13 protein-coding genes and 2 pseudogenes are annotated in these 18421 nt (G+C 69.0%); 5 read left to right on the top strand and 10 right to left on the bottom strand.

The features are described 5' to 3' along the window. Positions 1-7 precede the first annotated feature (7 nt). Complete coding sequence (locus GAS53_RS00560; RefSeq protein WP_151475360.1) at positions 8-1195, top strand: fumarylacetoacetate hydrolase family protein; 1188 nt, start codon at positions 8-10, stop codon at positions 1193-1195. Between the two features lie 515 nt (positions 1196-1710). On the opposite strand, the gene GAS53_RS00555 is transcribed toward GAS53_RS00560, so the two are convergent. The 4 genes from GAS53_RS00555 to GAS53_RS00540 all read right to left on the bottom strand — a co-directional run bounded on the left by GAS53_RS00555 (position 1711) and on the right by GAS53_RS00540 (position 7353). After that, positions 1711-4092: a beta-xylosidase/alpha-l-arabinosidase gene (locus GAS53_RS00555; protein WP_151475359.1), complete on the bottom strand. Its 2382-nt coding sequence runs from the start codon at positions 4090-4092 to the stop codon at positions 1711-1713. 147 nt (positions 4093-4239) lie between these two features. Beyond that, complete coding sequence (locus tag GAS53_RS00550; protein ID WP_151475358.1) at positions 4240-5133, bottom strand: carbohydrate ABC transporter permease; 894 nt, start codon at positions 5131-5133, stop codon at positions 4240-4242. 1 nt (position 5134) lies between these two features. Next, complete coding sequence (locus tag GAS53_RS00545) at positions 5135-6037, bottom strand: carbohydrate ABC transporter permease (protein WP_151475357.1); 903 nt, start codon at positions 6035-6037, stop codon at positions 5135-5137. Beyond that, positions 6034-7353 (bottom strand): extracellular solute-binding protein, encoded by a 1320-nt coding sequence (locus tag GAS53_RS00540; RefSeq protein ID WP_151475356.1) that lies wholly within the window; start codon positions 7351-7353, stop codon positions 6034-6036. The genes GAS53_RS00545 and GAS53_RS00540 overlap by 4 nt, the downstream gene beginning before the upstream one ends. 410 nt (positions 7354-7763) lie before the next feature. Here GAS53_RS00540 and GAS53_RS00535 point away from each other — a divergent pair, with 410 nt between their 5' ends. Next, on the top strand, positions 7764-8063 hold the full coding sequence (locus GAS53_RS00535) for a hypothetical protein (protein ID WP_151475355.1): 300 nt from the start codon (positions 7764-7766) through the stop codon (positions 8061-8063). A 184-nt stretch (positions 8064-8247) separates the two neighbouring features. After that, positions 8248-9276 (top strand): LacI family DNA-binding transcriptional regulator, encoded by a 1029-nt coding sequence (locus tag GAS53_RS00530; protein WP_151475354.1) that lies wholly within the window; start codon positions 8248-8250, stop codon positions 9274-9276. Positions 9277-10090: 814 nt separating this feature from the next. Here GAS53_RS00530 and recA read toward each other — a convergent pair. Beyond that, the gene (gene recA, locus GAS53_RS00525; RefSeq protein WP_151475353.1) at positions 10091-11167 is read right to left on the bottom strand and encodes a recombinase RecA; all 1077 of its coding nucleotides are present in this window, start codon (positions 11165-11167) and stop codon (positions 10091-10093) included. A 698-nt stretch (positions 11168-11865) separates the two neighbouring features. Between recA and GAS53_RS00520 the strand changes: the two genes are divergently transcribed. After that, positions 11866-12150, top strand: coding sequence for a hypothetical protein (locus tag GAS53_RS00520; RefSeq protein WP_225858632.1), 285 nt, complete (start codon positions 11866-11868; stop codon positions 12148-12150). Beyond that, positions 12120-12488: pseudogene (locus GAS53_RS00515) on the top strand (NAD(P)-dependent oxidoreductase); the annotation flags it as partial. The gene GAS53_RS00520 and the pseudogene GAS53_RS00515, both read left to right, overlap by 31 nt. Positions 12489-12522: 34 nt before the next feature. On the opposite strand, the pseudogene GAS53_RS00510 reads toward GAS53_RS00515, so the two are convergent. The 5 genes and pseudogenes from GAS53_RS00510 to GAS53_RS00490 all read right to left on the bottom strand — a co-directional run bounded on the left by GAS53_RS00510 (position 12523) and on the right by GAS53_RS00490 (position 18399). Beyond that, positions 12523-12956 (bottom strand): annotated as a pseudogene (locus GAS53_RS00510) (TOBE domain-containing protein). A gap of 423 nt (positions 12957-13379) precedes the next feature. Continuing rightward, positions 13380-14903 (bottom strand): acetaldehyde dehydrogenase ExaC, encoded by a 1524-nt coding sequence (gene exaC / locus GAS53_RS00505; protein ID WP_151475352.1) that lies wholly within the window; start codon positions 14901-14903, stop codon positions 13380-13382. A gap of 251 nt (positions 14904-15154) precedes the next feature. After that, positions 15155-16423 carry a GAF domain-containing protein gene (locus GAS53_RS00500; protein ID WP_225858631.1) on the bottom strand — a complete coding sequence of 423 codons (1269 nt, stop codon included), beginning with the start codon at positions 16421-16423 and terminating at the stop codon, positions 15155-15157. Between the two features lie 159 nt (positions 16424-16582). After that, positions 16583-17194, bottom strand: coding sequence for an N-acetylmuramoyl-L-alanine amidase (locus GAS53_RS00495; RefSeq protein ID WP_151475350.1), 612 nt, complete (start codon positions 17192-17194; stop codon positions 16583-16585). A 191-nt stretch (positions 17195-17385) separates the two neighbouring features. Continuing rightward, the gene (locus tag GAS53_RS00490) at positions 17386-18399 is read right to left on the bottom strand and encodes an acetamidase/formamidase family protein (protein WP_151475349.1); all 1014 of its coding nucleotides are present in this window, start codon (positions 18397-18399) and stop codon (positions 17386-17388) included. Between the last annotated feature and the right edge of the window lie 22 nt (positions 18400-18421).

The following is an 18421-nucleotide window of genomic DNA, read 5'->3' as shown; positions in this document are numbered from 1 at the left end:
ATCGATCGTGGAATCGGCAGCAGCGCGCCCTCGTCCGGTCCTCACAGCCGGCTCCATCCTGCCGGCGGACGCCGACCGAGCCGCCCTCGTCGCGCGCGTCCACAACCCGGAATGCGACGGACCGTGTGTGGCCGCGGTCCGCGGCGAGCAGGTCGTCGACCTGACGGCCATCGCACCCACCGTCTCCGACCTCATGGAACGCGACGACGCGGCGGCAGTCGTCCGCGAGGCCGACGGCGGACACGTCTGGCGCCTGGACGAACTGCTTGACGCACCGGCCGGCCGCCGTGACGTTCCGCATCTGCTCGCCCCCGTCGACCTGCACGTGATCAAGGCAGCGGGCGTCACCTTCGCCCGGAGTCTGCTGGAACGCGTCATCGAAGAGCGCACGGGCGGCGATCCGGCGCAGGCCGCGCGGGTACGGGCCCGCGTCGGGCAGGTGGTGGGTGGCACGCTCGACGGCATCCGTCCCGGATCGCCGGAAGCGGACAAGGCCAAGGAACTGCTCGTCTCCGAAGGACTGTGGTCGCAGTACCTGGAGGTCGGGATCGGGCCGGACCCGGAAGTGTTCACCAAGGCCCCGGTACTGTCCGCGGTCGGCACCGGCGCCGACATCGGCGTGCTCGGCGCCTCGGTGTGGAACAACCCTGAGCCTGAGGCCGTCCTCGTCGTGGACTCGCGCGGCCGGGTACGCGGCGCGACGCTCGGTAACGACGTCAACCTCCGCGACATCGAGGGACGCAGCGCCCTGCTGCTGTCCCGTGCGAAGGACAACAACGCCTCATGCGCGATCGGCCCGTTCGTCCGCCTGCTCGACGAGGACTTCGACCTCGACACCGTACGCGGGATCGACATCGACCTCCGGATCGACGGCACGGACGGCTACGTACTGCGTGGCAGCAGTTCCATGCGCGAGATCAGCCGCGACGTACTGGACTTGGTGGCCGCCACGCACGGTCCGCACCATCAATACCCGGACGGCTTCGTGTTGTTCACCGGAACGCTGTTCGCCCCCACCGAGGACCGACAGGCACCCGGTGCGGGCTTCACCCACGAGTACGGCGACATCGTGCGGATCTCCAGCCCGCGACTCGGCGCTCTGGTCAACACCGTCGTCCCCAGCGAGCAGGCCGCGCCGTGGACGTTCGGCGTACGAGCGCTGATGCGCAACCTCGCCCAGCGCGGCGTGCTGTGAGACGACGAAGACTCATACGGCCACCACTGGGTTCGGGGTGGGGCGCCGACGTCGGGGGCGGCACGTTGTCATGGAGTGCTGACCTGGTCAGTGGGCCCGAGCGGTGGCAGCGCGTGGTGTTGGTCATGTGCTCGTTCGCTCGGGCGATACCGATGTGGTTCGCTGCGAAGAACACCTGCCTGTTCTCCATGGCGGGCGGCGTGCAGGGGCCCATGACCCGGCAGTTCACCCGCACGCCCCCCGGCGCCGCACAGCCACAGCCGACCGCCGGGGCGGCCTTCGAACCGGGCCGGCGCCGCAGTCGTCATGCCGGTGCTGAGCACGGCGACGGCGGAGGGAACTTCCTCCTCCAGGCGCGGGTGCCTGCTCTGCACCTTCCTCCCTGTGCATGTGCACCAGGCCGCGTGGTCACAGGGCACCCCGGAAGCACCGGGCCCGGACCACCACATGCCTGGCCCTGCGGTCCCGTGTGCGCAGCGCTGCCGCTGCCGCGACGTGCGCTGCGCACGCCTGGTTCATGCCCGGGCAACCGGCTCCTGCCCGACCGTGGCGTGCAGGCGCCGCGTGTGATCCACATGGCGCTCGGTTCCGGTCAACGTGACCCTGGCCGTCAGGCGCGGATCCGCGCTGGAGGCGGCCAACCGCACTTCCAGCTCGCCCGGTTCGACGACGCGCCGACCGTCGCGTCCGGTGAAGGAGGCGAGGTCGGCCGGGACCGTGACACGGAGGCGCCGGGCCTCGCCCGGCTTCAGTTCGACCCGGGTGTAGCCGACGAGGCGCTGCACCGGCTGGACGACGGAGGCGACCGGGTCGTGCAGATAGAGCTGGACGACCTCGGTTCCGGACCGCTCGCCTGTGTTGCGGACGGTGAAGGTGAGGGTGAACTCGCTGTCCGTCGGAGCCTCCTGGACGTCCACGGTCAGGTCTGTCCAGTCGAACCGCGTGTAGGACAGACCGTGACCGAAGGCGAACGCGGGGGTCGGGTCGATGGTGGACACCTCGCTGACGTGAGCGAGCCGCGCCCCGAGGTACGTGGCCGGCTGGGAGCCCGGCCCGCGCGGCACGCTGACCGGGAGACGTCCGGAGGGATTGGTACGGCCACTGAGCACCCCGGCGATCGCGTGAGTGCCCTCCTCACCCGGGAAAAAGGACTGCACGATCGCAGCGGACTCCTCCACGGCGCGGCCGAGGGCGTACGGTCGTCCCGCGAGCAGGACGGTGACCACGGGTGTCTCCAGGTCGAGCAGGGCGTCGAGCAGTTGCTGCTGCGCGCCGGGCAGCACCAGCGAGTCGACGTCACATCCCTCGCCGGTGGTGCCCCGCCCGAAGAGCCCGGCGCGGTCGCCGAGCACGACCAGGGCGATGTCGGCCTCGCGTGCCACCCGGGCGGCCTCGCGGATGCCGGAGAGATCTCCGTCGTCGATTCCGGTGCCGCGGGCAACCGTGATCTCGGCGTCGGGGAACTCGGCGGCGAGAGTGTCGCGCAGCGTGGGCAGCTCGATGCCGAGTGGGGTACCGGGGTGGCGGACGCCGATGTGCTGGGGGAAGGAGTAGCAGCCCAGTACGGCGATGGGCTCGTCGGCGTTGGGACCGAGCAGGGCGATGCGGCGCGGCCTCTCGAGCGGCAGGGTGCCGTCGTTGCTCAGCAGCACGACCGCTTCCTCGGCGATAGTGCGGGCCAGCGCGCGATTCTCCGGACCGTCCAGGTCGATTCGGCCGCGCAGGGCGCCCGGGTCGTCCAGGTCCACCCCGTCGAGCGCGGCCGGCACGGGGCTCCAATCCGGGTCGAGCAGGCCGAGCATCGCCTTCTGGGTGAGTGTCCGGCGCAGGGCGCGATCGACCAACGCCTCCGGTATGCGGCCGTCGGCGACGGCCTCGGCCAAGGGCGCGCCGTATGTCTTGACATTGGGCAGTTCGACGTCGATGCCCGCGCGCAGCGCCGTGCCGGCGGCGCCGGCCCAGTCGGCCGCGATGCCGTGCAGCGTCTTCAGGAAGGCGATGGCGAAGTAGTCGGCGACGACAGTGCCGTCGAAGCCCCACGTGTCGCGCAGCAGCCCGGTGAGCAGATTCTCGTCGGCCGCGGAGGGCATGCCGTCGGTGTCGGTGTAGGCGTTCATCACCGACCGGGCGCCGCCTTCACGGATCGCCATCTCGAAGGGAGGCAGCAGAACGTCGGCGCGTTCACGCGGGCCCACGGAGGAGGGAGCGAGGTTACGGCCGGCGCGAGAGGCCGAGTAGCCGGCGAAGTGCTTGAGGGTGGCGACGATCCCGGCGGACTCAAGGCCCTGCACGTATGCAGTCCCGATGGTGCCGACGAGGTACGGGTCCTCGCCGATGGTCTCCTCGACCCGGCCCCAGCGGGCGTCGCGCACCACATCCAGGACGGGCGCGAGTCCCTGGTGGACGCCGACGGCACGCATGTCGCGGCCGATGGCGGCGGCCATGCGCCGCACCGTGTCCGGATCGAAGGTGGCGCCCCAGGACAGCGGAACGGGGTAGGCCGTCGCCCCCCAGGCGGCGAAGCCGGCCAGACACTCGTCATGCGCGAGAGCGGGGATGCCGAACCGGTTCGTGGCGGCAATACGGGTCTGGGTGCGGGCCAGGGAGAGTGCACCCAGGGCGGGGTCGACCGGGACCGTGCCGAAGGTCCGGGTCAGCTGGCCCAGTCCGTTGGGCAGGAGCGCGTCGAGATCGACGGCCTCCTCCATGTCGTGCTGGTGGGGGGCCACTTCACCGCCCTGATCGGAGGCGCCCACCCACACTCCGTACAGCTGGGCGATCTTCTCCTGAAGGGTCATCGCGTCGATCAGGGCGTCGACTCTCGTGGTGACGGAAATGGTGGGGTCGTTCCAGAGGGAGATTCCGGTGGTGTTGTCCACAGCCACGTTGGCGTTCACTTTCCTCCCACGCCCGTCAGCCCCTTGGCCAGGGCGCGACGGGCGAACAGGTAGACGAGCAGGTCTCAAGGCGGTGCAGATCGCGTCAGGGCTCCGGCCCGGCCCGGATCCGCTTCGCCCGCCCACCGGCCACGGCGTCAGCGTCGGTCAACGGCTGAATCCGGCGGTCAGACCGCTCAGCAACTGGCGGCGGCCGAACGCGTACAGGATGATCAGGGGCAGGGTGGTGAGGACGACGGCGGCCAGGAGGGCGGGGACGTTGACCCCGTACTCGCCCTGGAAGGTCCACAGGGCGAGCGGCAGAGTCCGCTGGGAAGGGCTCTGGGTGAGGATCAGCGGCAGCAGGAATCCGTTCCAGATGGTCAGCGCGTTGAAGATGGTCACGGTGAGGATGGCCGGGCGGGTGAGCGGCGCTGCCAGGCGCCACAGCGTCCCCCACTCGGTGGCTCCGTCGACCCGCATCGAGTCGAACAGCTCCTTGGGCACGTCGCGGATGAAGTTGGCGAGTATCAGCACGGACAGCGGGATGGCGAAGGCGATCGACGGCAGGATCAGCGCCAGCAGGCTGTCGTACAGCTGCAGCTTGATGATGATCAGATAGACCGGGATGGCCGTCGCCTGCAGCGGGATGGCGAGGCCCATGAGGAACATGCCGTTCACCACGCGCAGGAACCGCATGCGCCAGCCGCGCACGATGGCGTAGGCGGCCATGAAGGAGACTGCGACCGCCGGCACCACCGCGCCGGCGGTGACCACGACGCTGTTCCAGAAGTAGCTGATGAAGTCGGACTCGAGGACCAGCTCGTAGTTGTCCAGTGTGGGGTCGGTCGGCGGCGCCAGCGGGTTGCTCGCGTAGTAGTTGCTCCGGGCCTTGAGGCTGGTGATGAGAATCCAGTAGAGGGGTACGACGACGACGGCGAGCCAGAGCCATCCGGCCAGACCGCCGAGCCAGTTGCGCCGGCGGGCGGTCGCACCGGGACGGTGCCCCCGCTCGCGTGGGGTGGTCTTCTGCGGTTGCGGCTTGGTCAGCGTGGTGGTCATGTCAGACTCCCTCAAGCTGGCTCTCACCGGCGTCCCGGCCTCCGAGCCGGCGCAGCAGCAGGGCGATGGCGAGGCCCATCAGGACGAGGATGACCGCGATGGCGCTGGCCGGCCCCATCAGGTCGGCCTGGAAGCCCCGTTTGTACATGTCCAGCGCGAGGACCCGAGTGGCGTCTCCTGGGCCGCCCTCGGTCAGGACGAAGATGAGGTCGAAGAAGGTGAGCGAGCCGATCACCATCAGCGTCGACGAGGTGATGATGGTGTATTTGAGCTGGGGCAGCGTGATGCTGAAGAACTGGCGGATCTGCCCGGCGCCGTCCAGCTGTGCGGCCTCGTACAGGGACTGCGGGATCTGCTGGACGCCCCCCTGGTAGATCAGCGAGTGGAACGGGACGAACTGCCAGGAGACGACGAAGACGACGACGCCGAAGGCGAGCCAGGGGCGCCCCAGCCAGTCCTTGCTGAGCCACTCGAACCCCAGCCCGGCGCCCAGTCCGAAGTTGGGGTCCAGCAGCGCCCTGTACGCGACCGCGATCGCCGCGGAGCTGAGCAGGAGCGGGACGAAGTAGATCAGGCTCAGCACCGCGCGGTAGCGCTGGCGGCCGGCCAGGAACGTGCCGAGCAGAATGCTCGCCGGTGTCTGAACCGCCCAGGACACGGCCATCACCAGGAACGTCACCCAGAGGGCGTGCGGCAGCCCGGGGTTGGTGAGCACCGCACGCCAGCTGGTCAGCCCGGACGGGTGGATGGTGCCGATCCCGTCCCACGTCGTGAAGCTCAGCACAAAGACGCCGACGAGCGGGACCACGGCGAAGCCGACGAAGAACAGCAGCGCCGGCACGGCCAGCCAGGGCAGGATGCTGCGCCGGCCCTCGCGCCCTGTAGAGCCCGTGAGTGCGCTCACTTGCCGATGACCTTGTTGAGATTGTCGGTGAACTGCCGCGGCGAGATGGACAGCTGGAACAGCTTGGCGATGTTGTCCAGCAGCGTCTCGGCGGCCGTCGGGCTGAGCGCCTGGTCCCAGGACTGGCCGAACGACTTCGCGTTGCTGGCAATGCCGTAGACGAACTGCAGGAACTCGGAGCTCTCGGATTCGGCCAGCAGCTTCTCCGAGCCCTTCCGGATCGGCACCGCCCCGGTGTCGATCCACTCCTTCACCTCGTCGTCCGCGAGGACGCCGGTGGCGAAGAAGTCCTTCGCGATCTTCTTCTGCTTGGCGCTGGCCTTCGAGGAGATGGACAGGTACTGGGCGGGGTTGCCGACGGAGTTGCCCGGATCGCCCTTGCCGCCTTCGACGGGTGGGAAGTTCATGAAACCGAGGCTGTCGCTGGAGACGAAGTCTCCGCCCTCGGTCTGCTGGATGCCGTACGACCAGGAGCCGTGCAGCATCATCGCGGCCTTGTCGGTGTAGAGCAGCGCCTGGTCGGCGTTGGAGTCCGCGGTGATCGAGGAGAAGCCCTTGATGAATCCGCCCGCCTTGACCAGGTCCTGCACCTTGGTCAGCGCCTCGATGGCGGCCGGGTGGGACCAGGCGTCCTTCTCGCCGTCGAAGACGGCCTGGAACACCTCGGGGCCGCCGATGCGGTCGAACAGGAACTCCAGCCACATCATGTTCGTCCACCGGGACTGGCCGCCGAGGGAGAACGGCGCTATGCCCTCCGCCTTGAACTTGGGCACCAGGGCCATGATGTCGTCCCAGGACTGGGGCGGCTCCACGCCGACGTCGTCGAAGACCCTGTTGTTGTAGAACAGGACGATCGGCTCCACGCTCTCGAACGGCATGGCGTAGATCCTGCCGTCGACGGTCGCCGCGCCGAACGAGGACGGGAAGAGCCGGTTCTTGATGTCAGGGTTCTCGTCGAACCACGGGGTGAGGTCGTCGACCTGGTCGGCCTCCACGTAGGTGCGCAGAGTGCCGCCGCCCCACCCCCAGATGATGGTGGGCGCTTTCCCGGCGCCGATGGCGGTCTTGATCTTCGTCTTGTAGGCGTCGTTCTCGAAGGTGGTGACCTCGATCTGCCCCTTGGGGTTGGCCTCGTTGAACCGCTCCACCGCACCGGTCCTGACGCCTTCCTGAGGCTGGCCGCTCAGGTGCCAGTACGTGGCCTTGCCGCCGTCGCCGCCGCCCTTGCTGGGACCGGACGAGCCACAGGCCGCCAGTGCCGCGGAGGCCGGCACGCCGGCGGCCAGGCCGAGGAGGGTACGTCGGGAGAGCGCCATGTTCTTCTCCGCACTCGAGAGCCATCGGCTTCTCGTGAGTCATGGTGAAAGGTTTTCGAAACAGCCTTCTCCGAGCTCTGTTCGTGCAAATTAGGTTTCGGGCTGACGCCCTGTCAAGGTGTGTGCAGGCGCGTTGTCGTGCTGCCGCCAGCCGCGTAATATCGGGCAAGAACGACCCTTGAGAAACCCTTGGCAGGGACCGAAACTATTTCGAAATCGACTGGTTGGGGACGGAGAGGCGATGCGATGGCCGCGGCTGACGCACTGTCGGTGCAGGTCATGCACAAGGTCGCGAGGCTCGGCAAGTGGCGCCTTCGGACGATGTGTTCGCGGGAACCCGGGAGCGTTCCGCCGGCAGAGGTCGTCCGACATGGTCCCGGTCACCTCACCCGGGTGTACGGCAGCCGCCGGTGACCGCGGTGGAGAGCGCCGGAGTGCTTGTCGAGTCGCAGCACGCGGTCCCGGAGGAGTCCCGGACCGGCGTCCCCGTGCTGCCGGCCTGGTCCGGGCGTTCATGTCCGGACCAGGAGGGCGCGGCGGCGATCGCCCCGGCCGGCCGGAGCCTGCCCACCAAGCTGCGGGTGCAGATCCCCGCCGTCCGGGCGGTCGGGCGGGACAGTGCGGCAGTTGGCCCGCTGCGCCCAGATACGGCTGGAACCGGGCGCAAGCGCGCCCGTACGGGTCGCACGCGTACCGGTCGGCGTGCATGACCCCGGACCGCGTTCACCGGACGCGATCTCACACACATCGTCGGACGTGTCGAGGTTGAGGGGCTCGTCGGCACCTCTCCGGATGAGCTCGGTGCCGGGTTGCCGTACGGTTGACCGGTTCCACCCGCTTGCCGGCCCGACCGGCAGCTCACCACACCGGTGGACGTACAGCTGGGAGGAACCGATGCGTCCGAACGCCAGGCGCACCACCTTGGCGGACATCGCCCAAGCGGCGGGAGTCTCCGTCGCGACCGTGTCCAAAGTGGTCAACGGTCGCGGTGACGTGGCGCCGCACACCCGCAGCCGGGTGCAGGAACTGCTGCATCAGCACGACTACCTCGCGCCCGTGTTCCGCCACACCGAGGTCGTCGAAAGCCCGACCATCGAGGTGCAGTTCAAGGGCGGCCTCAAGTCGTACGTGGCCGAGACCCTGGAAGGCATCATCGACTCCGCCGCCGAATCGGGGGCCTCGGTGGTGATCAGCAAGGCGTCCCATGCCCCGCACTGGGCCCGGGACCTGGTCTCAGCCGGGCGCCGCGCCGTCATCGCGGTCACCAGCGTGTACACCACAGCGCACCTGAACGAACTGGCCCGGTCCGGGCTGCCGTTGGTCGTGCTGGACCCACTGCACCTGCCGGACAGCCGCGTCCACAGCGTCGGGTCGACCAACTTCGCCGGCGGCCTGGCCGCGACCCGGCACCTGCTCTCCTTGGGTCACCGCCGCGTCGCCTATATCGGCGGACCGGCCATGGCCGTATGCAACCAGGCACGCATGCACGGCTACCGCGCCGCCATGGAGGCGGAAGGAGTGCAGGTACCCGACGCCTATGTCCGGCCCGGAGAATTCACGTACGAGACCGGGTTGCTCGGCGCCACGGCGCTACTGGGCCTGCAAGAGCCACCGACGGCGATCTTCGCAGGCAACGACGAGATCGCCATCGGTGTCATCGAGGCCGCCCGCACCCGAGGCCTGCGAGTCCCCGAAGACCTGAGCGTGGTCGGCTTCGACGACACAAGCCTCGCCCAGATGGCTTCACCGCCACTGACCACCGTGCGCCAGCCACTACGGGAGATGGGCGGTGCCGCCCTGCGCACCGCCCTCCGACTGGCCAACGGTGAAAAGGTCGAGTCCCACCACATCGAACTCGCCACCGAACTCGTGGTACGCGCCTCAACGGCGCCGCCCCGGGAAGAGACTTCGGCGCGTAGGTAATCGCAGGTGAGAGGTCTTCGGGCAGGATTGAACCGGTCGGAGGCGTCTCCCATGAGGAACTCGGGCATGTCGCCCCGGACAGGGGGCAACGGATCGACGGTGCACTGAAGGTCCTGGCCCCTGTGCTCTCCGAGCGGACGGCGCAGGGTGAAGTCCGCGTGTATCACGAGTCGTTCGCCCGCTACCTGCGCCTGGCCCGTTCCCGCCGCGAGAAGCCTTCGCTCGCGATACGGAGGCAGCAACTCGAAGGACCCAATTGATTACAGCGGGTACCTGCCATGTCGGGTTGCCTGGAGCGCAACGATGCCTCCAGGCAACCGACTTCAGGCTCTAGAAGAACCCAAGTTTCTTCGGACTGTATGAAACAAGAACGTTCTTGGTCTGCTGCTGGTACACGCGTGGCGGCTGCGTTGATCTGCGAAAACGAGAGTGCTGTCGGTGATTGCCGCCAACTTGGTCCGGGAATGGTCCGAATCTTGCGCGACGGAACACCTCCGCTCGCGCGGGATGCACAACTCCCCGTGCTCCCAGTCACCTGTGCCTCCAGCCGACCCCGCGAGGAGAGAGCCATGCCCGAAGTGCCCGGCATCCCCGACACATCCGGCCGCTCCCGACCAGCCGGATCCTGAGGCGGTCGTCGATTCCTTGCCGAGCGCGGTGTCCTCTGCGCCTCGCCTATGGGCTGGTATCGCCCGGACGCGCACGAACAGGTTCCCGGCAAGGAACAGGGACGTGAGCGGAACTGGGCCGTGGAGCACGCCGAGATGCTGAACATGTCGGAAGCCTGCCCCCGGCCAGGCCGCGCCCGTGCCTGTCAGGCGGCGCTTCCCGCCGAGGTCCGGGCGGCACCAGGGACCGGGACGGCGCCCGTGTCCTCGGCGACTGCGGCCTTCGCCGGTGCCCCGATTCCGAGCTTCTCGAGGATCTTCTTCTCGATCTCGTTGGCGAGGTCGGGGTTGTCCTTGAGGAAGTTGCGGGCGTTCTCCTTGCCCTGGCCGAGCTGGTCGCCCTCGTACGTGTACCAGGCGCCGGCCTTGCGGACGAAGCCGTTCTCCACGCCCATGTCGATCAGGCCGCCCTCGCGGCTGATGCCCTGCCCGTAGAGGATGTCGAACTCGGCCTGCTTGAAGGGCGGCGCGACCTTGTTCTTGACGACCTTGACGCGGGTACGGTTGCCGACCGCGTCGGTGCCGTCCTTCAGGGTCTCGATCCGGCGGATGTCGAGCCGCACCGAGGCGTAGAACTTCAGCGCGCGGCCACCGGTCGTGGTCTCCGGGGAGCCGAACATCACACCGATCTTCTCGCGCAGCTGGTTGATGAAGATAACCGTCGTCCTCGTCTGGCTGAGCGCGCTGGTGATCTTTCGGAGCGCCTGGCTCATCAGGCGGGCCTGCAGGCCCATGTGGGAGTCGCCCATCTCGCCCTCGATCTCGGCGCGTGGCACCAGGGCCGCGACGGAGTCGATCACGATCAAGTCGATCGCGCCGGAGCGGATCAGGATGTCGGCGATCTCCAGAGCCTGTTCGCCGTTGTCCGGCTGGGACAGGATGAGGTTGTCGGTGTCGACGCCGAGCTTCTTGGCGTACTCCGGGTCCAGAGCGTGCTCGGCGTCGATGAACGCCACCGAGCCGCCGGCCTTCTGTGCGTTCGCTACCGCGTGCAACGTCAGCGTCGTCTTGCCGGAGGACTCCGGCCCGTACACCTCCACCACACGTCCGCGGGGCAGACCGCCCACGCCGAGCGCCACGTCCAGCGCGGTCGATCCGGTGGGGATCACCTCGATGGGATCATTGGGCCGCTCGCCGAGGCGCATGACTGCACCCTTGCCAAATTTCCGCTCGATCTGTGCGAGCGCGGTGTCCAGCGCCTTTTCGTGGTCGGTCCCTGCCATGAGCTTTCACCCGGTCCGATTGTGTGGCACGCCGCACGTCGGAGAACGTGAGCGTCTACTGCCGACAACGGACGTCTCGGAGATCCCAGTAAACGAACATCCGATCGATTTGCGTGTCCAGTGAAAGGTATCAAACCGAGGGGAGCGGGACGGGTCGCGCACCGGACCGCTCCGGACGCAGACCGCGCCGCCGCCCGCGTCCCCTCGCTGAAACGCGGCTCCGTCGAATGTCGTCACGGCTTCCGAGGATGCCCTCCACCGGCTTCGCGACATATGAGACCTCACTGCGGCTGGCCTCCTCGCTGGCATGAGGTGTACTCAGGTGGCCGTGCCGATCGCGAAGTCGTAGTCAGGCGGTCCTGCTGTCTCTCGGTAACCGACTCGAGTCACCTTGCTGAGTCTCGTTGACCTGTTCCCGATGACGCATCACGTGGAGTGCGTCGCCATTCTTGAGCCGGTGGCTAAGGAGTCCTGACCTGCGGTTTTGCGCATGCGCATTATGTGCGGTGTGGGCGTTACGGGCGATATCTTGACGCTGAAATGACGCTCGTGACGCTCATTTGACGCTCGTTCTGATGGGCTGTCAGGCGTGTTGCTGGGCTGGTCAAGCCACGTGAATCGGCGTGGTCGCAGAGGCCCGGCCGGGGAAAGAGTTCCGTTGGGCGGTCGGGAGATAGCCGCGGCGGCATCATGGCGGGGTGGATTACAACCTCAGCGGGCTGAGCACCCGGGAGTTCGAGCACGTGTCGCAGGCCCTGGCCCAGGAGATCCTCGGGCCGGGCGTCTCCGCCTTCGGGGACGGCAAGGACGGCGGGCGTGAGGCAACGTTGGAGGGGCGGGTGCCCTATCCGAGCGAGCTTGAGGCATGGGACGGCTACATGGTCGTGCAGGCCAAGTTCCGGCAGCGCACGGATCAACAGCCCCAGGATGCGGTCTCGTGGCTGAAGGGGGCCTGTTCGGCGACGAGCTGCTGGGGACGATGAAGCGCGGCGCGTACCTGATCAACACCGCGCGGGCGAAGATCGTCGACCGGGACGCCGTCGACCGCGCCCTGCTCGGCGGGCAGTTGGCGGGCTACGCGGGCGACGTCTGGTACCCGCGGCCAGCCCCGGCCGACCACCCCTGGTGCACGATGCCGCACCACGGCATGACCCCGCACATCTCCAGAGCGTCGCTCTCCGCGCAGGCCCGCTACGCGGCCGGCACCCGGGAGATCCAGGAGTCCTGGTTCGCGGGCCGCCCGATCCGCGACGAGTACCTCATCGCCGACGGCGGCAGCCTCGCCGGCACCGGCGCGCACTTCTACTGCGTCAACAATTGAGCCACGGAGGCCACCGCCACCTGATCCGCCCCGGTCAGGCCCGGTCGATGTGCACGTTCGTCGACTTCACCCGCGCGGTGGCCTCCATCCCGACCTCCAGACCCAGCTCCTCCACAGCCTCCCGCGTCAGCAGGGACACCAGCCGGTGCGGGCCCGCCTGGATCTCCACCTGCGCCGCCACGTTACCGAGCATGACCGCGGTGACGATGCCGGGGTAGGCGTTGCGCACCGAGGTGCTGGAGGCCCCCTCCTCACCGCTCCCGCTCCCGGCCAGCTCCACGGAAAGGCGGCCAGATCCTCCCCGTCGATGACCCGCTTCCCGCCCTCGCCACGACGGGTCGTCACCCGGCCCGCGTCCGCCCACCGCCGCGCGGTGTCCGGACTCACGCCGACCAGTGTCGCGGACTGGCCCGGGCGCGTTCGGGCAGGCGGCCAACTCCTGGGTAAGGGCTGCCTGTTCCGCCTCAACGACGGCGAGCTGCCAGCACATCCTCCTCGTCACACAGTCTGTGAGGTAGGTGCACCGGTCGCCGGAGAACGAGGGCCAGCCACTGGGCCGGGTCTCGGTTCCCCTTCGATCTTTGTCGCCGCCGATACCACCCGCAGGGACCGCGGATCATCGAGTCGTTCGCGTAGCGCTCCCGCTCAGCCGCAGGCCACGTCGAAGCGCCGGAGTTCCAGGCTTCGGCCAGCGGCACGACGCGGTGGATGTCTAGCCTCTGTGCGTCGTCCGGGCAGGGGTCGACGGGGGCATTTGGTCCGCTACTGGTCCGGGAGAATTCGCCTGAGACGCCAATCGTGGCGCGAGGTGCTGAGGCGATCGCGGAGAGTAGCGCAGGTGCAGAGGTTGCCTGGAGCGGAACGGAGTCTCCAGGCAACCGACTTGAGACTCTAGAAGAACCCAAGTTTCTTCGGGCTGTACGAAACAAGAAGGTTCTTCGTCTGCTGGTAGTGCTCCAGCATCATCTTGTGGTTCTCGCGGCCGATACCGGACTGCTTGTACCCGCCGAACGCCGCGTGCGCCGGATACGCGTGGTAGCAGTTCGTCCACACCCGGCCCGCCTGGATCGAACGGCCCGCGCGGTACGCCGTGTTGATGTCCCGCGTCCATACGCCGGCCCCGAGCCCGTACAGCGTGTCGTTGGCGAGCTTGATGGCGTCGTCGAAGTCCGCGAACGACGTGACCGACACGACGGGACCGAAGATCTCCTCCTGGAAGATCCGCATCCGGTTGTCGCCCTGGAAGATCGTCGGCTGGACGTAGTAGCCGCCCGCCAACTCGCCGTCGTACTCGATTCGGTGACCGCCCGTCAGGACCTTCGCACCCTCCTGCTGGCCGATGTCAAGGTAGGAGAGGATCTTCTCCAGTTGGTCGTTCGAGGCCTGGGCGCCGATCATCGTCTCGGTGTCGAGCGGATGGCCTGGCTTGATCAGCTCGGTGCGGGCGACCGCCGCGTCGAGGAACTCGCTGTAGTGACCCTGCTGCACGAGCGCCCGGGACGGACAGGTGCACACCTCGCCCTGGTTCAGCGCGAACATCGTGAAGCCTTCGAGCGCCTTGTCCCGGAAGTCGTCGTCCTGCGCCCATACGTCGTCGAAGAAGATGTTCGGCGACTTGCCGCCGAGTTCGAGCGTGACCGGCTTGATGTTCTCGGAGGCGTACTGCATGATCAGCCGCCCCGTCGTGGTCTCACCGGTGAAGGCGACCTTCGCCACGCGGGGGCTGGACGCCAGGGGTTTGCCCGCCTCGGCCCCGAAACCGTTGACGATGTTCACGACGCCCGGCGGCAACAGATCCGCGACCAGGCTCATCCAGTAGTGGATGGACGCCGGGGTCTGCTCGGCGGGCTTGATGACGACCGCGTTGCCCGCCGCGAGCGCCGGAGCCAGCTTCCACACGGCCATCAGGATCGGGAAGTTCCACGGGATGATCTGCGCCACGACGCCCAGCGGCTCGTGGAAGTGGTACGCCACCGTGTCGTCGTCGAGCTCGCCCAGCGACCCTTCCTGGGCGCGGATCGCCCCCGCGAAGTAGCGGAAGTGGTCGATGGCGAGGGGGATGTCGGCGGCCAGTGTCTCGCGGACCGGCTTGCCGTTCTCCCAGGTCTCCGCGACCGCGAGCTTCTCCAGGTTCGCCTCCATCCGGTCGGCGACCTTGAGGAGGATGTCGGCGCGCGCGGTCACCGAGGCCCTGCCCCAGGCGGGGGCGGCCGCGTGCGCCGCGTCCAGCGCGCGCTCGACGTCCTCCGCCGTGCCCCGCGCGATCTCGGCGAACGGCTGCCCGTTCACCGGACTCGGGTTCTCGAAGTACTGCCCGCGCGCCGGCGGCACGTACTCGCCGCCGATGAAGTGGTCGTACCGCGCCTGGTAGGAGACGATCGCGCCCTCGGTGCCGGGCGCTGCGTAACGGGTCATGTGCTGTGCCTCCCGTGGAAGGACCGCCCGCCGTTGGGCGGCTCTCGGCGCGAGGGTAGGGACGGGGAGGTTGCAGGTACGTTGCGTGGGCGGCCGGTTGGCCGAGTGCGGGCGAGGCTCGGGCGGTGAGCGAGGGGCCTTCTTGAGGCGGGGCGCCGCGGCGGAGTCGGGCGCGGAGTTCGGTTCGTGAGCGGGGCAGGTTCTTGGGACGCGGTGGCCGGCCGTTGCCGAGGGTGCGTCGTCGTGGCCCGTCAGCGTGACGCCCAGCCGGGGGACGCCGCCTGCTCGGCCTCCAGCTCCGCCAGGCGAGCCCGCACCGGAGCCGTCGGCCGTATCGCGGCGAGCCTCCGCCATACGTCGAGGTCGTCCTCGCCCCACGGCGCGTGCGCCCAGTCGGCAAGGAGGTCGGGGTCGCGGCCGGTGACGAGCGCCGCGCGCAGCCCGTCGGCGAGCCGGCGACGCACCCGCACCACCGCCGGGGCCTGCGAACCGGGCAGCAACGGACCCGTGTACGCCGCCACGGCCGCCGTGACCGCGCCGGCACCGAGCTTGCGCTCCACGACCGCGACATCGGACTCGACCGGAACCGTGAGCCGATAGGGACGCGAACCGAGCACCCCCGCCCCGAGGAGCCGACGCAGACGGGCCAGCTCCGCGCGCAACGTCACCGGCGTCACCGACTCGTCCTCGTACAGCGCGCACAGCAACTCGTCGCCGGTCAGCCCCTCCGGATGCCGGGACAGCAGCACGAGGATCTCGCTGTGCCTGCGGCTCAGGCGCACCGTGCTGCCGCCTGCCACGAGCAGGGCCTCGTCCCGGCCCAGCGCGGTCAGCTGGAGGGCGTCGGTGGCGGCCGGCGCCGGTGTGAGCAGCGCCAGTTGGGACTCGGCCGCGCGTGCCACAGCCTGCACGAAACCCAGGCTGTGCGGATGCGCGAGTCCGTCCCCACCGGTGATGTCGACCGCGCCGAGCAGCCGTCCGGTGCGCGGATCGTGCACGGGAGCCGCCGCGCACGTCCACGGCTGGACCCGCCGGATGAAGTGCTCCGCCGCGAACACCTGCACCGGCCGGTCGAGTGCGACCGCCGTACCCGGAGCGTTCGTACCCACCGCCGACTCCGCCCACCGTGCACCCGGCACGAAGTTCATCCCGTCCGCCTTGTGCCGCGTCCCGGTATGCCCTTCGACCCACAGCAGCCTGCCCTGGGCGTCGCACACCGCGAGGAGATGTTCGCCGTCCGACGCGAACGTCCCCATGAGTTCACGGAACAGCGGCATCACCCGGGCCAGCGGGTGCTCCGCCCGATACGACCCGAGGTCCCCGTCAGTGAGCTCCACGTACGCCGTGCCGTCCGGCCCGACCCCGGCCCGTGCCGAACGCCGCCACGAGTCGGCCACCACCGAGCGCACCGGCCGCGGCACCGTGCCCGCCTCCGTGAACGTCTCGTGGGCGCGGCGCAGCACGCGCACCCGCTCGTCGGGATCGGCACCCGGTTCCAGGGCCACCCATGGATCGGTCAACTCGGCCTCCCCGGAAGGCGTCGCGGCTGGACATGATGCGGCTGGGGACATCGTCACTCTCGTGGCGGACGCGGACAAGCGTCGCGACCAGGCTGGGCCCAGCCCCACCACAGAACATGGCGCTTCCGGCCTCCCTCTCCTCCTTCAACAGACCGCAGCTCAGGCGAAGTTGACCAGTCTCATGTAGCGCGTCCAGTCCCAGTGCGGACCCGGATCGGTGTGGTCGCTGCCCGGCACCTCGTAGTGCGCGAGGATGTGCGAGCGATCCTTGGGAATCCGGTACGTGTCGCAGATCGCTGCGGTGAGCTTCGCCGACTCCTCGTACATGGCGTTGGTGAAGTACGCGGGCTTGTCGACCCAGCCCTCGTGCTCGATGCCGATGCTGCGCGAGTTGTAGTCCCAGTTGCCCGCGTGCCAGGCGACGTCGCGCTCCCGCACCATCTGTGCGACATGCCCGTCGGCCGACCGGACGACGTAGTGCGCGGACACCTTCTTCTTCGGGTTCTGAAAGATGGCCAGGGTGTTCGAGTACGTCGCCTGCGCCACGTGGATGATCACGAAGTCGACCGGATGGCTCGTCGGGCGGTCGGCCGCGGTGTAGTTGGACGCGCTCGCCGGGGACCACTCGGATTGTGGGTAGTCGATGGCCTGTGGCTTCGCGCCCGCCCGGGTGGTCGGCAGTAACGCCGTGGAGAGCGTGGCGAGGGCCGCACTCTGGAGCAGGCGCCGCCTGCTGGGCAGGGAGACGGGCAGGAGTTTGGCTCGGTCCATGGGTAGCGCCTCTCGGTGAAGGGTGGTGGCGGGTGGGGCGGGCTACGTGGTCCGTGCGGCGACGGAACCAGTGACGGTCGCGGGCAATGACGGGTCGCGGCGGCAGTGACGGGTAGCGGCGCCAGCGTCGGTCGTGGCGGTGGCGGTGGCGGTGGCAGTGGCGGTCGCGGTCGCGGTCGCGGTCGCGGGACTCAACGTCCCAGTGCCACGGCCGTTTCGCGCAGCTGCGAGTGCAGCCCCCTGTGGGTCTCCCGTGCCGGCAGCCATTCCTTGCGGAGCTTGGCCACGCACGTGTAGTTGGTGTCGCAGACGTTGGCGAGCGGCGACTCGACGGCCTGGGTCGCGAACTGGTACGCGTCCAGTTCGCTGAACCCGTAGTCGCGCACCAGCCACTGCACCAGGTCGAGCTGGGATATCCGGAACGCGTCCTCCAGGGGGCGTGCCGAACCGGTCGAGATGATGTGGGTGTCGGATTCGATGCGGGGCCACGGCGTGGCGACGCCCTTGAGCAGCTCGACGATCACCACGGTGTTCATCGCGCACTCGACGGCGACCCCACAGGTCTCGCCCTCGCCCTGCCGCGCGTGCCCGTCACCGAGGCTCAGCAGCGCGCCGTCGACGTTCACCCCGAGATAGCAGGTGACACCGGCCCGCATCTCCGGAGTATCCATGTTCCCGCCGTGCGCGTCCGGCACCAGGGCGGAGCGCACCTCCAGGTTGGAGGGCGCCACGCCGACCGTGCCGTGCATCGGGTCCATGGGCAGTTCGATCCTGATGTCGCTGTCGCGTGCACTGAACAGCGCGGTGCGGCGCGTCCGGTCGAGCTGCCAGATCCACACGGTCTCCGGCAGCGGCGGTTGCAGCGTGGCCGTGGTGTGCGTGGATGTGAGTGCCCCGAACAGCGGGACCGTCGTCGACGCGGCCCAGTCCCGCGCCGGTTCGATCGACACGAAGTGCACGGCGACCGTGTCGCCCGGCTCCGCGCCCTCCACATGGAACGGCCCCGTCTGCGGGTTGAGGAACGGGAACTCGCACACCTCGGACACCAGGTCCTTCTCCGACCGCACCCGCCCGGCGAAGCAGTCCTCCGTATAGAGGTCGAGGACCGTGCCCGGCGCGATGCGCGCCACGGCTGGCGCACCGCCGAACGTCCAGGCGTACGCGCCCGGTTCTGGATGCACGGTCAGGATCCGCGGGTCGCTCATGTTGCACAGCTCCGTTCTGCCG

This window comes from Streptomyces albicerus (assembly GCF_008905045.1).
GTDB lineage: Bacteria > Actinomycetota > Actinomycetes > Streptomycetales > Streptomycetaceae > Streptomyces > Streptomyces albicerus.
Note: the sequence above shows the minus strand (reverse complement) of the source record. Positions and strands in the feature narration are given on the sequence as shown.